The sequence below is a fragment of the Futiania mangrovi genome, from assembly GCF_024158125.1.
Taxonomy (GTDB): domain Bacteria; phylum Pseudomonadota; class Alphaproteobacteria; order Futianiales; family Futianiaceae; genus Futiania; species Futiania mangrovi.
Genome location: NZ_JAMZFT010000002.1, coordinates 1,097,328 through 1,115,470, shown reverse-complemented (window position 1 = coordinate 1,115,470; position 18,143 = coordinate 1,097,328). Strand labels below are relative to the sequence as shown.

Below are 18,143 nucleotides of genomic sequence, written 5' to 3'. Positions count from 1 at the left end.
AGCCAAAACATTCAAGGTCTATCATGCCCGATCATTCGCCAACCCTGCACATGCTGTGCGGAAAGATCGCCGCCGGGAAATCCACCCTGGCGGCCAGCCTTGCCAGTTCGCCCGACACCGTCCTCATGGCGTTGTCAGAGGAAACGCATCTGCTATCCTGACGATGGGTGAGTGGTGGGTTTCGGCGGCGCTCCGGAAGACAATTCTTTCGGCAGATCAGCGAGGTATTGGCCCCACGCTAGGCGCCAAGGCTCCAAGGGGCATTCTCGGTTCATTCCTCTGACAACGCCGGCAACACCCTTGCGTCAGCCCGAATGACCGTCGCGTCCGCGCATGTAGCGCCGCTCGGGACGGTACCGGGCGTGCAGCAGACCACGAGTCCAAGCGAAAAGCCGCCGCCATGCGCTTCTGATCATCTCTGCGTTCTTCTGCCCTGCTTACTGAGCGGCCCCATCAGATCACCCCGGCTGCATGGAGCCTTTCGATCTCGCCGGGCTCCAGTCCCAGCGCGTCGGCAAAGAAGCTGTCCGTATGCTGCCCCTTTGCGGGGCCGGGCGATCTCACCTCTCCAGGGGCGTCGCGGAACTTCGGCACGACACCCGGCATGGCAACGGGACCGAGCACGGGATCATCGACCTGGACAATAGACTCGCGCGCCTTCACGTGCGGTGAGGCGGCCAGATCAGCGATCGTGTTGATCGGCCCGCCTGATACGTCGTTTGCCTCGAGGATGCCGAGGATCTCGTCCAGCGTGCGCTCGATGAACCAGCCCTGCAGGATCGCGTCGAGCGCCTCCGCGTTCTGCACGCGCGCGGCGTTGGTCGCAAAGCGCGGATCCTCGATCAGGTCCGCCCGGCCGATGGTGCGGGCGAGCCGCTCGAACACGCTCTGCGCCGAGGCGCTCATCGAGAACCAGCGGTCGTCACGGGTGCGGTAGACATTGCTGGGCCCCGCGTACTGCGACCGGTTGCCCGAGCGCTGGCGAACGACGCCGAGCTGGTCGTACTCGATCGGCAGGAACTCGATCATCCGGAACAGGGATTCGAAGAGCGACAGGTCGATCACCTCTCCCGGCGCATCGGGAGTGTGCGCCCGCCGGTAGCAGGCCACCAGGATCCCGATGGCCCCGAACAGCCCCGTGACGCCGTCACCCACCGGGTAGCCGATATGAAGCGGCGCGCGGTCCGCGTCGCCGCACAGATTGGTGAAGCCGGAAAACGCCTCGAGCACCCGGGCGAACCCCGGCCGCTGAGACAGCGGACCCGTCTGGCCGTAACCAGTCACGCGCAGGATAATCAGGTGTGGGTTCAGCGCGTGAAGCGTCTCTGGGTCGAACCCGTAGCGCTCCAGCGTGCCGGGACGGAAGTTCTCGACCAGCACGTCGAACTGCGGAATGAGCCTGCGGAACAGCTCCTTCCCCTCGTCCTTGCGAATGTCGAGCGTGATGCCGCGCTTGTTGCGGTTCGTGACCTTCCACCACAGCGCCTCCCCGTCCTTGTGCGGGGCAAGGTCGCGCAAGGCGTCCTGACCGTCGGGCAACTCGATCTTCACGACGTCCGCCCCGAAGTCGGCCAGCAGCCCGCTCGCCATCGGAGCGGCGATCAATGTCGAGAGGTCGAGAATTTTGAGGCCTTCCAGCGGAGCCTTTCGGGTCATGGACATGACCTCCCTAGCGATTGATCTTTTCGAAATCGGCCCGAATGGCCTGCGCGGATGCGAACGCGATGCGCCCGCACATCTCCATGTGCGAATCCGTCGCCCGGGTGATCGGCACCGCGATGGTGATGGCCGCGATCACATTGCCCGCGCGGTCCCGGATCGGTGCCGCGGCGCCCGCGGCTTCCGACGCCCACTCGCCCCGGCCCATCGCCCAACCGCGTGCGCGCAGCGTGTCAATCCGCTCCTGCACCGCAGCCGGTGTCAGCCTGGTCCGCCCGGCGGCGTGCTCCGCCCCGACGTGGTCGAGCAGCGCCTGCCACTCACCTGCTGGCAGCGCGGAAATCAGGCACTGCCCCGCCGCGCCGAGATAGACCGGCCGCCTGTCGCCGATGTCGATGACGTAGCGGACAGGCTGGCGGCTGGGCGATGAATCGATCGCAACGCGATCCCACCCTTCGCGCACCATCAGGCAGGCACTTTCCCCGGTGGTCTCCCTTGCCTTCTCGAGATGCACACGGGCAACCTCGCGCAGCCCGTTGCGGCCCAGCAGCCCGCGAAACAGAGGCACGCAACCGAGCGACAAGGCATAGCGCCGGGTGTTCGGGTCGTGCACGAGCAACCCCTCGTGCACCAGCGTGCGGGCAAGCCGGAGCGCGTTGACCTTGTTGAGCCCGACCTTGACCGACAGGTCCTTCAGGCCGAGCTCGACCGTCCCGCCCTCGAAGGCGCGCAGCACGGCAATTGCCCGGCTCACGGTCTGGAGCACCGGACCCGTCGAACTCCCAGACTCCCTGGAACCGCCCGCTAGCATAATGACACTATTTGCAACTACGTTTCACTAATAAGTATGAGGGAGATGGCGTTTCTGTCAACCGCCCCGGGCCCGAAGGTCGCGCCAAGCCCCTGAGGACAGAAATGCCCAGGTTTCACCCGTCGATTGACTCACCGACCGCATCTGGTAAAGTTCATATAGTGCATAATATGTTTCACATAGTGTAACAAGACGTCACCTTGCAAGCTTAAGGCGTCGACACGACGGGAGGAGATGAACATGCGGCTCGTCACCTGGATCCGGGCAGGAGCGATGGCTGCCGGCCTGGTCGCCATCGCAACGGCGGCCCCGGCGCAGAACGCCTCGGTGGACCTCATCAGCGGCCCCTTCGGGACCGGGAGCTATGTTCTTGCCAACGCGCTGGAGCAGATCTCGAAGGCCAAGGCCACGGACGTCCAGATCAATTCGACCGAAACGCCGGGCCTGGTCTTCAACGCGAACAAGCTCAACAAGGAGCCGGACGCGAAGAAGAACACCATCATGGCGTTCACGGCCGGCATCAACTACCTGGCCACAAACGGGGAGCCCCCGTTCAAGGAAACGCTCCCCTCCGCGATGCTAATCGCCAACTACAATCTCGGGGTGGTGTGGCTCGCGACCTTCGACGAGACCCTGAAGACGCCGCAGGACCTCGTGGGCAAGCGCATCGCGCTGGGCCGCCCCCCGCAGATCCTCTGGACCATCGAGCCGCGCCTGATCATCCGGCACGGCTGGGGGCTGGAGGACAAGATCGACATTGAGACGCTCGGCACCAAGGAGGCGGCCGATGCGCTGCTGAACGGTCACGTCGATGCGGCCATCATCGGCGGATATGTCGACCCCGGCACGGGCAAGTTCCTGCCGAGCCCGCAGACGGTGGAGCTGCTCGCCTCGGGACGGACACTCCACCACATCCCGTGGGGCGAGAAGGCAGTCGCCGATACGATCGCGGCCGGCGTGTCGATCTCTCCCATCACCGTGAAGCCCGGCTCGGTCGACGGGCTCGACATCCCGGTACCAGCCTTCTTCGACGCCGTTGCCTGGATGGCCTATCCGGAGCTTGACGAGGAACTCGCCTACAAGGTCACGAAGACGATCATCGACAATGTGGGTTCCTTCGCCGAATACCATTCTCTCGGCAAGCTGATGTCGGCGGAGGCGCTCACCTCGGGCTGGAGCGCGGACCGCATCCATCCGGGCGCCCTGCGCGCCTATCGGGAGGCAGGTCTCGTCAAGTAGACGGGATAGCAGACCGGCCGGGGCGGACCCATGGGTCCGCCCTGTCTTCTTTCAAGCGCCGCCAAGCGCCGCTCAGCCCGGAGACAGCCGATGGATTCGGTGCCGCCCGCCACCCAGACACATACGCGCCGTATCGCCGACCTACTCACGGTCGCCGCCGGTTGCGGCATGGTGGCTTACCATATGGTTGTCAGCCAGGGCTTCTTCGTGACGACCTTCGTCCACCAGAGCGTGCATCTGGCATTCGCGATTTTCATCGTGCTCGTCTCGGGTTTCGGCGCCAGCGGGACGATTGCACGGATTGTGCAGACGACGATCGCAGCGGCAGGTCTCGGTGCAGCAACCTATGTCGCGATGAACATCGATCATCTCAACATGGTCCTCGGCTTTCCTGAACCGGTCGACATGGCCGCCGGCGTCATCCTGATGGTGGCAGTGATCGAGGCGACGCGGCGAAGCTGGGGGCTGATCCTTCCGATCGTTGCCGGCGTTTTCATCCTGTACTTCTTTCTGGGTCACCTTCTGCCCGGGCCGCTCTACCACCGCGAGTTCTCATTCGGCTACGTCATCTCCTATCTCTCGGTCGGCCTCACGGGCATCTACGGGACCTTCCTGTCGATCTCCGCCAACCAGATCTTTCTCTTCGTCGTGTTTGGCGCGCTGTTCGCCGTTCTTGGCATCGACGACTTCCTGAGCGAGGTGGGCAAAATCGTCGGCCGGCGGGTGCGCAGCGGACCTGCACAGACCGCGGTGGTCTCGAGTTCGCTCGTGGGCATGATCACGGGTGCATCGGTCGCGAACGTCGCGGTGACGGGCGCCTTCACCATCCCCTACATGAAGCGGTCCGGCTATTCGCCCGAGCTTGCCGGCGCCATCGAGGCGACCGCCTCGACCGGCGGCCAGCTCATGCCGCCGGTCATGGGCGCGGCCGCCTTCCTCATGGCCTTCTTCATAGGCGTACCTTACGTCGACGTGATGCTGCTCGGTATCCTGCCGGCTCTGCTCTTCTACCTCGGCGTGCTGGTCTCGGTGCACTTCGCATCCGTTCAGGAAGGAATCTTTGCGCCCACCGAGAAGCCGGACTACCGGCTGATCCTCAACCGCAGCCCGGCATTCGTCCTGCCGCTCGGCGTGATCATTACGCTGCTGCTGATGCGCTATTCGCCCGACGTCGCCGCGTTCTGGGCCATCGTGACCGCACTGGCGATCGGCCAGATGCGCAGGGACCGGCCCTCCCTTGCCGAGACGCTGCGCTGCCTGGCGCGCGGCGCGGTTGTCGGCTCGAAAATCGCCGTGTCCCTGGCCGTCGTCGGGCTAATCGCCCAGACGCTGATCTCCACCGGCCTGGGATCGAAGATCGCCGGCCTCGTGGAGACCTTTAGCGGTGGCAACCTGATAATTGCACTGCTGATTACCATGGTCGTGTCGATTATCCTCGGCTGCGGTGTGCCGCCGGCAGCGGCCTACAGCCTGGTCGCGATCACGGCGGCCCCGACGCTCGTCAAGATGGGTCTGTCGCCGATCTCGGCGCACTTCTTCGCCTTCTACTTCGCGATCATGTCCGCCGTGACCCCGCCCGTCGCACTCGGCACGCTGGCCGCTACGGCGCTGTCGGGTGGCCGCTACATGCTGAGCGCAGCGAAGGGGTTCAAATTGGCGCTGTCGGGCTTCATCATTCCTTTCTTCATGGTGTTCAACCCCGTCCTGCGGCTTGAGGTCGTGTCCTGGGATTGGGCGCTTGGGGCACTCGTCACCATGCCCATCGCGCTGATCGCACTTTCCGCAGCGATTTACGGGCATGCGCTGCGCCGACTGAGCAGCACCGAACGTCTTATCGCCGCAGTCGCAGCGATCTCGGCTTTTGCCTATCTAACACTGAGGCAGGTGGAGAGCATTCCGCTGGAATATCCACTGCTGGTCGTCTGCCTCGCTACCTTCACCTGGCTGGGCGCCGGCCAGTTGAAGAAGGGAGATGCGGTGCGGGCAAGGTAATGCCTTTGCAGGGGCTTGTCAGAGGAAAATCCGTTGAGCCCGCCGGGCGGCATCTCTGGCCTCCCCGGATGCCCAGCCCCTTTCGCTACTTCAAGACCTCGCCCGAGGTGATCCGCCTCGCGGTGATGATGTACGTCCGGTTCCCGCTGTCGCTCCGGAATGTCGAGGACCTGCTGCATGAGCGAGGGATCGACGTCAGCCACGAAACGGTGCGGTTCTGGTGGAACCGGTTCGGGCCGATGTTCGCCGGCGAAATCCGCAGAAAGCGGGCCCAGTTCCTCCGCGGGTTTCGCCAGTGGCGATGGCACCTGGACGAGGTGTACGTGAAGATCGGCGGGGAGATGCACTACCTTTGGCGCGCCGTCGATCACGAGGGCGAGGTGCTCGAGGCCTATGTCACGAAGACCCGGGATCGCAAGGCTGCTCTCAGGTTGCTGCGCAAGGCGATGAAGCGGTTCGGAAGGCCCGACGCGATCGTCACGGACAGGCTCAGATCCTATGGCGCAGCGCTAAAGGACCTCGGTGCACAAGGCCGCCAGGAAACGGGCCGGTGGCTCAACGACCGGGCCGAAAACTCACACCTGCCGTTCCGGCGACGAGAGCGGGCGATGCAGCGATTTCGCCGGATGCGAAGCCTGCAAAAATTCGTCGCCATCCACTCCTCGGTCCACAACCACTTCAACCTGGAGCGCCACCTCAACCAGAGACAAAATTTCAAGGAGAGCCGAACCGCCGCCCTCAACGCGTGGCGTCAGCTCGGCGCGGCCCCCCAAGTCGGATCCCTGAAACAAGACCTTATTTGTACGGATGATTCCTCTTATTGATCCTGTGGATCTTTCAAGTCTCGGATGAATTTTTACGCCTAATAATTCAGCTTTTATGCACAGCAATTGATCACATAACGTTGTGCTGAAGATTCCATTTGACACCGCAAGGCGGAAACGCACTAAGATGTTCGCACAAATTTTGAGGTGGGAAGAGGTGAGGCGAAGCGATTCCACCGCCGATCTGGTGGCGCTTAGCGCACCACTCAGAGTGCAACGCCAATGCCCGACATCAAGAAATCGCGTTTCCCAATCAACCACAGATCGAGATTGCCGGAATTAAAAAGCACAATTCCACAAATATAATGGCACCGGTCTAAATACACGGGGACCTTACTTAAAATGAAGCTACGCTCAGCCATTATCGCAACAACACTCATGGGACTTTCGTCCGCCGCATCCGCACAGGATTGGAATATGGCATCCGGTTACAGCGATGCCTTCTTTCTGACTAAGGTAATCAAATCCTTCATAAATGACGTGGAGGATACCACCGGCGGAGATCTGAAGATAACCCTTCACGACAATCAGAGCTTGGTGCGTCTTGGCGATATGAAACAAGCCGTGCAGACCGGCCAGGTTCAGATCGGCGAAATCCTGCTGAGCCAACTCGGAAACGAAAACCCACTCTACGAGCTCGACAACATTCCTTTCCTTGCCGCGAACTTCGACGAGGCTGAGAAGCTTTGGTCCGTCTTGAGGCCCAAGGTCGCAGATGCCCTGCTCGCCTCCGAGATGCGGCTTCTCTACATCGGACCCTGGCCCACGAGCGGCTTCTATTCCAATGAGCCAATCAACACTGTCGACCAACTGAAGGGCGCCAAGATCCGCGTCTACAATGACATCACGCGGCGGTTCTTCGTCGAGACCGGCTCCGAACCGACGATCGTACAATTCTCCGAGGTTCCTCAGGCCTTTGCCACCGGGCTGATCGACAGCATGTTCACCGCTCCCCAGCTCTGCCTTGCCTTGAAGTGCTGGGATTTCGTCAAGGCCTTCACTCACGTCGGCTCACACATTCCAACCAACGCGGTTGTGGTGAACGAAAGCGCGTTCCAAAGCCTCTCCAAAGAGCGGCAAGAGGCACTGCTCGCCGCGGGCGAACGGGCCGAAGCGGAAGCCTGGAAGGCTGCCCGGGCCGTACTCGCAGAACAGCTTGGAATGCTTGCGCAGAACGGGATGACCGTGAAGGAGGCAAACGCGACGCTGGTCAGCGACTTGCGAGAGGTTGGCGAAACAATCCTCAAAGTCTGGCTCGACAAGGCAGGGCCGGAGGGACAAGCCGTTGTGGAGGCCTATCGCGCGAAGTAGCGGTTGGCGCGGTCAAGAATTCCGACGGACCCGCGCGGCGGCTTGAACGGCGCCTCGAACTGGCAACGCCCATGCCGCCGTGCGTTCTGCTTCGCGTCCCCGGCCGACGGGCCGTTCGGGCCAAGCGCCCGGGTTCCGATTTTCTGAGCCTGGGTCGCAGTACAGGGGTGCTGGTGAATGCAGTTTGTCTATCTAGTATCGGCCCTTCTCGGAGGATGCTCCCTGATAGCTACTGCAGCCCTCGTGCTGGCTCAGATTTCGGCACGTTGGCTTGGTATTTTCCTTCCGGTCGCGTCAGACTTGGCTGGTTATTGCCTGGCGGCGACGATTTTCCTCACCATGCCCTATGCCTTCAGGGAAAACGCACACGTCAGGGTGAGTCTCCTCCTTGGTTTTTTGCCACCAAGAAAGGCTCTTCTTCTTAATGCTGGTTGTTTGATCCTCGGCATCATTCTGATGGTGTTTCTTTCCTATTACGCAGCCGGAACCGTCTGGGATTCTTATCGCTTCAACGATCGGGCCATGGGTATGATGGCAACGCCGCTGTGGATCCCGAAGCTGGCGATGGCTATCGGGTTCGGGCTGACAAGCCTCGCAATGCTCCACAGGCTGGCCGAGATCGTCACGGGATCCTCCCACCCTGCCGCGCCCCGGCAGAGTAACGGAGGTTAGCCGATGAGCGGGCCCATTTTGTCGGTGGGATTGCTGGGTCTGCTGTTTCTGCTGCTCGGACTGGGCGTGTGGGTTGCCTGGTCCCTGATAACGATCGGCGTTGTGTCTCTTGCAGCGTTCACCAACGTACCCACTGGCAAGGTCATGGCCACTGCACTGTGGAGCGCAAGCTCCCAGTGGGCGCTCGTGTCACTTCCGTTGTTCATATGGATGGGAGAGATCCTGTCGCGCACCCGTGTCATGGAGCTTCTGTTTTCTGCACTATCACCCCTTTTGCGCAATCTCCCCGGCGGCCTAATCCATACCAATATCGTTGGGAGCGGCGTCTTCGCTACGGTCAGCGGGTCTTCATCGGCCACGTGCGTTACGGTCGGCAAGCTGACCATTCCCGCGCTGCGGGAACGGGGATACGCCGACAGGGAAATCATCGGCACATTGACGTCAGCAAGCGCGCTGGGACTGATGATACCGCCCTCGATCGGGCTGATTGTCTACGGGGTAGTAGCCGAGGTTTCGATCGCACGGCTGTTCCTAGCCGGCTTTCTCCCGGGTTTCGTACTGATGCTCATGCTGATGGTCGTGGCGGGGTTCATGGACCCCGGCACCAAGACGACCGAGGAGCCCCGCATCGGCTGGGCAGAGATATTGCGCCGCGGAGCAGGCCTCTTCCCGATCCTCAGCCTGATCGTGATCGTTCTGGGTTCCATCTACGGCGGGTATGCAACTCCAACAGAAGCTGCGGCAGTCGGCGTTGCCGGCGCGCTTGTCATAGCCCTGATGCGCCGTGAACTGACCGCAGCCTCCTTCAAGGAAGGCGTACTCGGCGCAATCCGGACGACCTGCATGATCGGCTTCATCACGGTGTCCGCGGCCTTCCTGTCGACCGCGATGGGCTATACAGGCATTCCCCGCATGCTGGCAGAAAGCATCGCGTCCTTCGGCCTGTCGCAGATCGGCCTGATCGTCGTCCTGACACTGTTCTTTGTCGTGCTCGGCTGTTTTCTTGAGGGCATGTCGCTCATCGTGCTCACCGGCGCCATCCTCACGCCGATCGTGACGGAGGCAGGCATCGACCCGGTCTGGTTCGGCATTTATCTGATCGCGATAATCGAGATCTCGCTGATCACGCCTCCGGTAGGGTTGAACCTCTTCGTCATGCAGTCGCTGACCGGGCACGAGATCTCTTCCATCGTACGCGCGGTATTTCCCTATTTTCTCACCCTTCTGGCGTTCGTCACCCTGCTGGTGATGTTTCCGGAACTCGCCCTCTTCCTTCCCTCCCTCTCTGGCCATTAGGTTCCCAATGCCCAATCGGTTCAACGATTCATCCGTACCCGGCGCGCTCGACAAGGGGGCCATCGAGATCGCGCGCGGCGTTCGGGAGGGAAGCCTGAACCCGATCGAAGTGATCTCGGAGGTACGCCGACGCATCAGTTCACTCGACCCCCACATTGCCGCCTTCTGTGTGGTCGATACCGAGGGAGCATATGCCGCAGCGGAAGCGCTATCCGTCCGCAGGCGCCGAGGCGAGTTGCTTGGACCTCTGGCGGGCGTGCCGGTTGCCGTAAAGGACACGGTAATGGTGCGCGGGCTGCCTGCCGTACAAGGCTCCCCGATCTACAGGGATTTCGTTCCGGAAGAGGATGACATCGTTGTCGAGCGGCTGCGCGCTGCCGGAGCGATCATTGTCGGCAAGACGAATGTACCCGAACTGGCATACGCCGGAGTGGGGCACAATCCGGTCTTCCCAACCACCCGCAATCCTTGGAATCTCGACAGAACCTCCGGCGGATCGAGCGCCGGTTCGGCCGCGGCAGTGGCAGCAGGCATGGTACCTCTCGCGGTCGGCAGCGACGGCGGTGGGTCCATACGGATTCCGGCAGCCCTTTGCGGCCTCTTTGGAATGAAGCCGTCCTTTGGCCGGGTCCCTCTGTACCCAGGCTGCCGGGACGAACGCTTTCCCGGAATTTCCAGCTGGGAGACGATCGAGCACATCGGCCCCATTACGCGAAGCGTCGCTGACGGGGCATTGATGCTGTCGGTCATGGCCGGACCGGACGACCGCGATCGTCATTCGATCCCCGACGAAGGACTGAATTGGCAAGACGCAGCACGAACGCGAACCCTGGCCGGCAAGAAGATCGCCTATTCAGAGAATTGGGGCTTCCTGCCCGTTGATGACGACGTGCGGCGGCTCTTCCGCTCAGCAGTAGCGCAACTGGCAGACAGACTAGGCTGCCATGTCGAGGAAGCCTCACCAGGTTTTCGCGACATGCAGAACGCCTTTTGGGGACTGGTCGCACTTGATACGGATCTGCGCGGTTTCAGAAGGGTCTGCGCCGAACATCGTGACGAAATGTCCCCGCATCTGGTCGCCTTTCTGGAGCGCGACTGGACGGCGGAAGATCTGACCGACGCAGTGCGTGCCCGCAAGGAGATCGCGAATTGCATGTGGCGCTTCATGCGCCGCTTCGACCTCCTGGTGACGCCAACGTCATTGGTTCCCGCCTTCGGTCTCGGCATTCGTGGACCTGAGGAAATCAACGGCGTCCCGGTGCCCCCGATAAAGTGGACCGGCATGACCTTTCCTTTCAACATGACCGGCCAGCCGGCGGCAACGGTCCCGATTGGCTGCACCCCGGAGGGGCTGCCTGTGGGCCTGCAGATCGTGGGCCGTCACCTGGCAGACCTGGAGGTCGTTGCAGCAGCAGCTTCCATCGAGGGCGTCATGGAGTTCTCAAGTGCTCTGCCGCCACCCGTCAAAAAGATCCTGGAGTCGGAACAACGGAGCTGATCATGCCCCCTTCGAAATATCCGCGCGACCTGGTCGGCTATGGAGCCACTCCTCCGGAAACGGAGTGGCCCGGAGGAGCCCGACTGGCAGTACAGTTCGTCGTGAATTACGAGGAGGGTGGAGAGAACTGCATACTCCACGGGGATGCGGCATCCGAGGGCATCCTGACCGACATGCCCGGCCACCCCTCTCTCGGTGCGTGGGAGGGCCGCCGCAATCTCATGGTGGAGTCCATCTACGAGTACGGAAGCCGGGTCGGCCTGTGGCGGCTACTTGAGCTTTTCGGCTCGCGCGGCGCGCCGTTTACAGCCTTCGCCGTGGGAATGGCTTTGGAGCGCTATCCTGAAGCAGGCCGCGCCCTGGCTGAAGCCGGACACGAGGTCGCTTGCCATGGCTACCGCTGGATCGATTATTCCCAGGTGGACGAAGCGACAGAGCGCGATCACATCCGCCGTGCCGTGAAGGCCATCAAGGATACCACGGGAGAACGCCCTTTGGGCTGGTTCGCCGGCAGGATGAGCGACCACTCGAGACGCCTGATGATGGAAGAAGGCGGCTTCCTGTACGACTCCGACAGCTACGCCGACGACGTACCGTACTGGATCGTCGAGCAGGGCAAGCCATTGCTCATCGTACCCTATAGCCTCGACAACAATGACATGCGTTTCTCGAATATGAATGGCTTTGTGACCGGGCGCGAATTCTTCGATTACCTGAAGGATGCCTTCGACGTCCTGATGGAAGAAAGTCGAAGGACGCCACGGATGATGTCTATCGGCTTGCACCCACGCCTGATCGGCCGCCCCGGGAGATTGGCCGGGCTAGCACGCTTTTTGGATTATGCACTAGAGCATCCGGACGCCTGGGTTTGCCGCCGCATCGATATCGCGCGCCATTGGATGGAGACCCATCCCTTTTCACCAAAGGGATAAGGGAGATCGAGCCATGCCAACCCTCGAACACAACGGCGCAACGCTTCACTACCATCTGGTCGATGCGACCTATCCATGGATCGACAGTCCCGAGACCATCGTTTTCCATCACGGGTTGGGAACGACGTCGGCGACATGGGCCGAGTGGCTACCGCTGCTCGCTGGCCAGTATCGGCTCGTTGCATATGACATGCGGGGTTGCGGCAGATCGAGCGTACCCGAACCAGGCTTCCCCTGGAGCTACGAGCTGTTGATGGATGATCTGTTCGCGATCGCCGACGCGGTCGGCGCGGACAGGTTCCATTTCATTGGCGAGTCGTTGGGTGGCATCATCGGTTACAATTTGGGCATTCATCGTCCGGAACGTCTGCTTTCCATAGTGTCCGTGACCGCGTCCCATCAGGCCGGCTGGCTAAGGGGCGGCGTAGCCGACTGGCAAGCCCTGATCGATCAGGGTGGGATCAAGGCCTGGTCGGAGATGATGATGGAGGGCCGATTTCCGCCGGACGCGCTGTCCGCGGAGAAGAGCAGCTGGTATCACGAGCATCAGATGACGTCTGAGCCGCATGTGGTCCTCGAAGTCTCCGGGATCATACGCCAGATGGATTTGCGGCCTCATTTGCACACGATCCGGACACCGCTTCTCCTGCTGATCGGGGAGGCGAGCCCCTTCGTACCCGTTGAGGCGGTCATCGACATCCGGCAGCAGATTGGGCAGGCAGCCAGCCTTCATGTCATTTCGGGAGCACGCCACGGTGTCGTCTTCTCGCATCCCGGGGAGTGCGTAAACGCAGTTATTGGATTCATTAGGCGACAAGGTTGATATCAAAGGAAAACCACCGAGGAGGAGGTGGCGGCACAGGAAAGAAGCCGAGTCTCTAATAGGGTACCCGCTAGCCTCGGTGGATGCCCAGCCCCCTCCGCCGTTTCAAGACGTCCCCCGAGGTCATCCGCCTCGCGGTCATGATGTACGTCCGGTTTCCCCTGTCGCTCCGGAACGTCGAGGACCTGCTCCATGAGCGAGAAATCGACATCAGCCACGAAGCGGTGCGGTTCTGGTGGAACCGGTTCGGGTCGATGTTCGCTGGGCAGATCCGCAGGAAGCGGCCCCAGTTCCTGCAAGGGTTTCGCCAGTGGCGATGGCACCTGGACGAGGTCTACGTGAAGATCGGCGGCGAGATGCATTCCCTCTGGCGCGCCGTCGATCACGAGGGTGAAGTTCTCGAGGCCTATGTCACGAAAACCCGGGATCGCAAGGCAGCTTTGAGGTTGCTGCGGAAAGCCATGAAGCGGTTCGGCCAGCCAGAGAAGATAGTTACGGACAGGCTCAGATCCTATGGCGCGGCGTTTCGCGAACTGGGTGCTACGGGTGGTCTGAACCTCGTTTGATCCCTCATTTGCACGGTGAGTCTGAAGCACCCCGTGATTGCCTAACCTGCCACTGAGAAATTCCCCCAAGGGGAGTTAGAGTCCAAGCTGCATTGGAGTGCTCCCGAACGCGCGCCCGTCCGGGGCTAGAGTTTTCGGGCCATGGTCATCATCACGGGATGGCCGCAGGATGGCTCAAACGCGTGCCGAGTTTCAGAACATCTTCAGTGGATCGATGATCTCGTCTCGCAGGTCGACTTCAACATCCGGCGAAACGTAGAGTCGCGCGGAAAGTCGCTCCAGCGCGAGGAAGACGTCGCGGGAGATAGCTACCCCGTCCCGGTTCGCAGACATGAGCAAAACATCAGCGTCAGCGGGCTCGTGAGGCATAGCGTCACGCAAAGCGTCAGCGATTTCACCCGATGTCACGCAGGCGAGGAAGAGGCCCGCAGGTACCCTAGCGCGCCCCTGGTTTCTCAAAGCGCCCTTGATCGTTTCAAGGTCGAAGCGGCCGTTGAACAGCAAGGCCGCATCGGGTCCGGAGATTGGTGTCGGCTCTGTCAACGCCACCGATGTGCCTCGATCTTCCGCGAGCGTCAGAGAGCAAGTACTTCCGTCGCACGTGGCCACGAGAGCAATGAAACCCCGGCGCGCCGCTGCCGCGGCAAGGGCGGGACCGGCTGCGAGGCCGGCGACGCCAACATGTGCAATTGCCAGCCCGGACCCTGCCCCCGTGATCGCCCTTGCACAGGCGAGATCGAGAACCGCTGGGGCAGCAGCAAGTGCTGCACAGCCTCCAGAGAGCAGCGCCGGCCTGTTAGGTTCACTCTGGACCAGACGCAGCGGTTCTCCGAGGTTCGCATCTGCCGCCGACAGTTCGTCCACTAGCACGCCCGCCAACCTCGGCTGCCAGATCACTGCTTCCGTTGCGAGCACGGCGGCTTCTTCCGCTACGCCCAGGTCGAGCCCACCCGACTGCATGAGCCCCAGGAAGCCCCGCTCGAGCTCGATGGGGGTAATAATCAGCGTTTCTCTCCCTTCCGCGTCTTCTCCGTAAGGACATCTCCACTTGCCTTCGGCATCGAAACGTATTGCATCCCGGGCGATCACAGGTCGGGCGCCAGCACTCAGTTTTTGGGGCATTAACGGAAACGGCCAGCGATGACCCTGGTCATCCTCATCGGCCACCCGTTGGCGAAGATCGAGTTCAATCGGGGCACCCTGGAGAAATGTACCTCGTACGGATTTCGGGTGTGCCGCCTCAAACTGGTCAAGGCCAAACAGGGCGAGCACGAGGCGCACGGGCGGAAAGGGTGAGAGCGCCATCGCGGTCAGGTCAACCTCTAGTTCCGCGAAGGGCAAGTCGGCGAGCCCATGAACCCGGGCAGCGATGTGCCGAAGTTCCGGGTGATCGGCCAGGAAGTCCGCCAACGGCTTGTCCTGCGCCTTTTCAAGAGCTGCGTGGAGCGCCTGGATACGCGGCACGACGTCCATGGCAGTCTCAAACTCCGCCTCGGGCCGCCGCCCGATCAGGCCCCGCCGCAGGTCGCGCGGCGCTCCCGACGCACGGTACCAGAAGGCTGCACCACTCCCCTCCCGATCGGCGGCCGCAAGTGCCCATCCATACCGGTCTCGCACGACGGACAGAAGAGACCCCGTGGTGCCTCGCCAATCGGGGGCAAGTCGCTCGTCAATGGAGCGAATACGCGCGTGGCGATCCGCGACGCCGGGCAGTACGTCGAGAAAGATCGAATCCAGTAGTGCGCGAACACCCGGATGGAGGCCGTCCGCCATGCGCTCACGAAGCTCGCCCAGCGTCAGCGTCCTGTCCCCTCCTTCGTCTAGTCTGCTACGGGCAACGCCAAGTCCGGCAGCAAGCGTGGCATCCGTCGCGAATACACCATCGTCCGGCCTGTCCGTCTCGGCGAGGAAGGCCGCCGCCTTTCCGACGAGAGCCCGCGTTCGCTCCACAATCGCTGGCGTTACAGGCTGTGCGCAGATATCGGCGAGAGCGGCCCGGTCACTGGCTACCCACTCTCCCACGAGCCGCGGATGATTGACGAGAAAAGGCACTAATCCTGTGGCAGCGGCGTTACCGAGCCCCAGAAAGCGGCAGATCTCAGGTGCAAGCTGCACAGCGCCCGCCGATCGAGCCGCAGCCATCTCGTTCACGAGGTCGAACGAGAATTCCCGCAGCAGGAAGCCCGCCATAATCTGTGCATGATAGGGCGCCCCGAATGGATGGTCTGCCCCGTAGCCCGAGAAAGGACGCGTCCCCAGCTGACCATTGCCAATAAACGCGGTGGTCCGAACGATGTAGCCGACCCTGGCAAGTTCCCTCAAGTCCGGTTGCCGCCCGGCGGCGAGCGCATCAACCACGGCGTTGAAGAGCCGGCCGCTGCGGTTACCCCGCGCGTAGATGAGCGTGTCTATGTCGCCCCGCCCGGCGCGCTGGAGTGGAACCTGACGCCGGAGATACTCCTCGCGGTCGGGTGTCCACGAGCCCTCGCAGAGCACCGCCATGATATCCCAGCTCGCAGCGAAATTGCGATCCAGCTTCTGGCTTTCTGGCAAATCTTGCGAAATGACAAAGTAATGAAAGTCTTTACCGTCGCAGGAGAGGCGGTATAACGCTTCGCCACAACCGTTGGCATCAAGCTGCAGGTCTACTTTCTGCAACCGCCATCGCCTCTTCAGGAGCGCTTCAATTCCAGCTCGCGCAAAACCAAGTCGGGTCGAGACAGCCGTTGCCGCGTCAGATTCACTGAGCGGCGCGCCGCGTCCTCCAATGGTAGGAGTGAGGTGCTTAAGGGGTGTCACGGCACGGGCCTCCCATAACCTGACGGAAACCTATATCACTCACTGAAATCGATTTCAAAGCGACGGGTGAAATGTCCGACCAAAGCAAAAGAAAGAAGCTCAGCCGGCTCGTCCCGACCGTACGGGACGTTGCAAAAAGGGCAGGCGTTTCTCCCGCGACTGTCTCGCGCGCTCTGGGAGATAAGGCTGTTGTCTCGCCGGAGCTGCGCCAGCGTGTTCAGGATGCGGCGAATGCGCTCGGCTATCGCCCGAACGCCTTCGCCCGTGGCTTGCGGGAGGGACGCTCAAGGATCGTCGCCCTCTTGGTCGGTGACATCGAGCAGAGCCACTTTTCCTCGTTGACCAAGCACGTGCAGAAGGAACTGTCCGCAGTTGGGACCGACCTGCTGCTGCATGATCTAGAGCACCGCGAGGACCGGCTGATGCATATCCTTCGGCAGGCACCAGCGCTTCAACTGAACGGCATCGTTCTCGCATCGTCTGACACGATCTCCTCGGCAGCAGCGACCGAAATTGCAGCGGCGCGCAACGCCGGGATCCCGATTGTGGCAGCGGGGCAAGACCTCACGTGGGCCGGGGTGCCATCAGTAACCTACAATGAACGGGCAGCAGCCCGTCATTCGGTCGGGCAGCTCTTGGCTCTCGGCGGCGCGCCCTGCGCCTATGTTGGCCGCGTTCAGGGCTCCGCCGTCGGCACCGAGCGGCATCGTGGATACTGCGATGCGCACGAGGCTGCAGGGGCCCCGCGTGACGCGGCGCTAACATGGGATGTTGCTTATCGGTACTCCGCAGGCCGTGACGCGGTAAACCGTGCTCTCAGGGAAGGGATTGCCTTTCGCTCCATTCAGGCAGGAAGCGACGAACTCGCCATGGGAGCGCTGGCGGCCCTCACCGATCACGGCCTCAGAGTACCGCGGGATGTGCGGTTGGTCGGCTTCGGAAATGTCGAGATGAGCGCCCACCTGCGTCCGGCACTAACGACACTTTCCTCGCATGCCGAGGAGATGGCCCGCTGTATTCACCAGGCGCTAGACAGCCAATGGCAAGGGCAGGCACCGCAGGAGCTTGTGATGATCGAACGCGGCCTGGTCCAACGCCAGTCATCCTGAAACGCTATCCCACCGGGGGGAGAGTAGCCTGCATCGAAGGACGGCTGCTTATCGCCGCGAACCAGTCAGCAAGACGCGGCCGATCGTTGAGAAGGCGGTCGTCGGGAAGCCGTAGCAACAACCAGCCCAGGGCAGCACCGAGCGCTATCCCCGCAACATCGAAGGGTTCTGACCGGAGATGGGCAGCGTCGAACGCATCAAGACTGCGCATCACCTTCCGAAGTTGCTTTGCCTCAACCTGCGCTGAGCGCAAGGGCTCTGGCCGCATCCTCTCCAACCGAACCAGGATGCCGGCCTCGGTAGCGGCATCCGCCCGCGCCGCATCAGTCAACGCCTTCCACCTGTCCGTACTACCGGCTGGAAGCAGCCGATTCTGGCCGAACTCGGCGTCGAGATACGCGCAGATCACCCGGGAATCGGCAATTGCCGTTCCGTCCTCTGTCAGCAGAACTGGCAGCTTGCCAGCTGGGCTGACAGCCAGAAGTTCTTCCGGTTCGTCGGCGGTAACGGTCGGTTGCAAGGTTATTCGATCGGCGATCCCCAACTCATGTGCGGTGATCATCACCTTGCGCGCGAAGGGGGAAGTTGCGGACCAGAAGAGAGTCATCATTT

At 62.0% G+C, this 18,143-nt stretch carries 15 protein-coding genes and 1 pseudogene; 12 read left to right on the top strand and 4 right to left on the bottom strand.

Going from position 1 to position 18,143, the window contains the following annotated elements:
• The first annotated feature begins 23 nt into the window (after positions 1–23).
• Positions 24–161, top strand: coding sequence for a hypothetical protein (locus tag NJQ99_RS12165; protein ID WP_331283328.1), 138 nt, complete (start codon positions 24–26; stop codon positions 159–161).
• Positions 162–453: 292 nt separating this feature from the next.
• Here NJQ99_RS12165 and NJQ99_RS12160 read toward each other — a convergent pair whose 3' ends face one another.
• Both NJQ99_RS12160 and NJQ99_RS12155 read right to left on the bottom strand, forming a co-directional pair.
• Positions 454–1,656: a CaiB/BaiF CoA transferase family protein gene (locus tag NJQ99_RS12160; RefSeq protein ID WP_269333098.1), complete on the bottom strand. Its 1,203-nt coding sequence runs from the start codon at positions 1,654–1,656 to the stop codon at positions 454–456.
• A 13-nt stretch (positions 1,657–1,669) separates the two neighbouring features.
• A complete protein-coding gene (locus tag NJQ99_RS12155; protein ID WP_269333097.1) occupies positions 1,670–2,425 on the bottom strand; it encodes an IclR family transcriptional regulator in 756 nt (251 codons plus the stop codon).
• Between the two features lie 285 nt (positions 2,426–2,710).
• Between NJQ99_RS12155 and NJQ99_RS12150 the strand changes: the two genes are divergently transcribed.
• The 10 genes and pseudogenes from NJQ99_RS12150 to NJQ99_RS12105 all read left to right on the top strand — a co-directional run.
• The gene (locus NJQ99_RS12150; protein ID WP_269333096.1) at positions 2,711–3,709 is read left to right on the top strand and encodes a TAXI family TRAP transporter solute-binding subunit; all 999 of its coding nucleotides are present in this window, start codon (positions 2,711–2,713) and stop codon (positions 3,707–3,709) included.
• Positions 3,710–3,799: 90 nt separating this feature from the next.
• Positions 3,800–5,701 (top strand): TRAP transporter permease, encoded by a 1,902-nt coding sequence (locus tag NJQ99_RS12145; RefSeq protein ID WP_269333095.1) that lies wholly within the window; start codon positions 3,800–3,802, stop codon positions 5,699–5,701.
• 68 nt (positions 5,702–5,769) lie between these two features.
• The gene (locus tag NJQ99_RS12140) at positions 5,770–6,525 is read left to right on the top strand and encodes an IS6 family transposase (protein ID WP_269333094.1); all 756 of its coding nucleotides are present in this window, start codon (positions 5,770–5,772) and stop codon (positions 6,523–6,525) included.
• A 342-nt stretch (positions 6,526–6,867) separates the two neighbouring features.
• Positions 6,868–7,836 (top strand): TRAP transporter substrate-binding protein, encoded by a 969-nt coding sequence (locus NJQ99_RS12135; protein ID WP_269333093.1) that lies wholly within the window; start codon positions 6,868–6,870, stop codon positions 7,834–7,836.
• A gap of 177 nt (positions 7,837–8,013) precedes the next feature.
• Entirely contained in the window at positions 8,014–8,508 is a 495-nt protein-coding gene (locus tag NJQ99_RS12130) for a TRAP transporter small permease (RefSeq protein WP_269333092.1), read from the top strand.
• Between the two features lie 3 nt (positions 8,509–8,511).
• Complete coding sequence (locus tag NJQ99_RS12125) at positions 8,512–9,804, top strand: TRAP transporter large permease (protein WP_269333091.1); 1,293 nt, start codon at positions 8,512–8,514, stop codon at positions 9,802–9,804.
• Positions 9,805–9,811: 7 nt separating this feature from the next.
• Positions 9,812–11,302 (top strand): amidase, encoded by a 1,491-nt coding sequence (locus NJQ99_RS12120; protein ID WP_269333090.1) that lies wholly within the window; start codon positions 9,812–9,814, stop codon positions 11,300–11,302.
• A 2-nt stretch (positions 11,303–11,304) separates the two neighbouring features.
• Positions 11,305–12,234 (top strand): allantoinase PuuE, encoded by a 930-nt coding sequence (puuE, locus tag NJQ99_RS12115; protein ID WP_269333089.1) that lies wholly within the window; start codon positions 11,305–11,307, stop codon positions 12,232–12,234.
• A 13-nt stretch (positions 12,235–12,247) separates the two neighbouring features.
• Positions 12,248–13,057 (top strand): alpha/beta fold hydrolase, encoded by an 810-nt coding sequence (locus NJQ99_RS12110; protein WP_269333088.1) that lies wholly within the window; start codon positions 12,248–12,250, stop codon positions 13,055–13,057.
• Between the two features lie 83 nt (positions 13,058–13,140).
• A pseudogene (locus tag NJQ99_RS12105) lies at positions 13,141–13,596 on the top strand (IS6 family transposase); the annotation flags it as partial.
• 219 nt (positions 13,597–13,815) lie between these two features.
• Here NJQ99_RS12105 and NJQ99_RS12100 read toward each other — a convergent pair.
• A complete protein-coding gene (locus tag NJQ99_RS12100) occupies positions 13,816–16,281 on the bottom strand; it encodes a hypothetical protein (protein ID WP_269333087.1) in 2,466 nt (821 codons plus the stop codon).
• A 212-nt stretch (positions 16,282–16,493) separates the two neighbouring features.
• Between NJQ99_RS12100 and NJQ99_RS12095 the strand changes: the two genes are divergently transcribed.
• Positions 16,494–17,531, top strand: coding sequence for a LacI family DNA-binding transcriptional regulator (locus NJQ99_RS12095; protein ID WP_269333086.1), 1,038 nt, complete (start codon positions 16,494–16,496; stop codon positions 17,529–17,531).
• Positions 17,532–17,535: 4 nt separating this feature from the next.
• Here the strand turns inward: NJQ99_RS12095 and NJQ99_RS12090 are convergent, their stop codons facing one another.
• Entirely contained in the window at positions 17,536–18,141 is a 606-nt protein-coding gene (locus tag NJQ99_RS12090) for a glutathione S-transferase family protein (RefSeq protein WP_269333085.1), read from the bottom strand.
• Between the last annotated feature and the right edge of the window lie 2 nt (positions 18,142–18,143).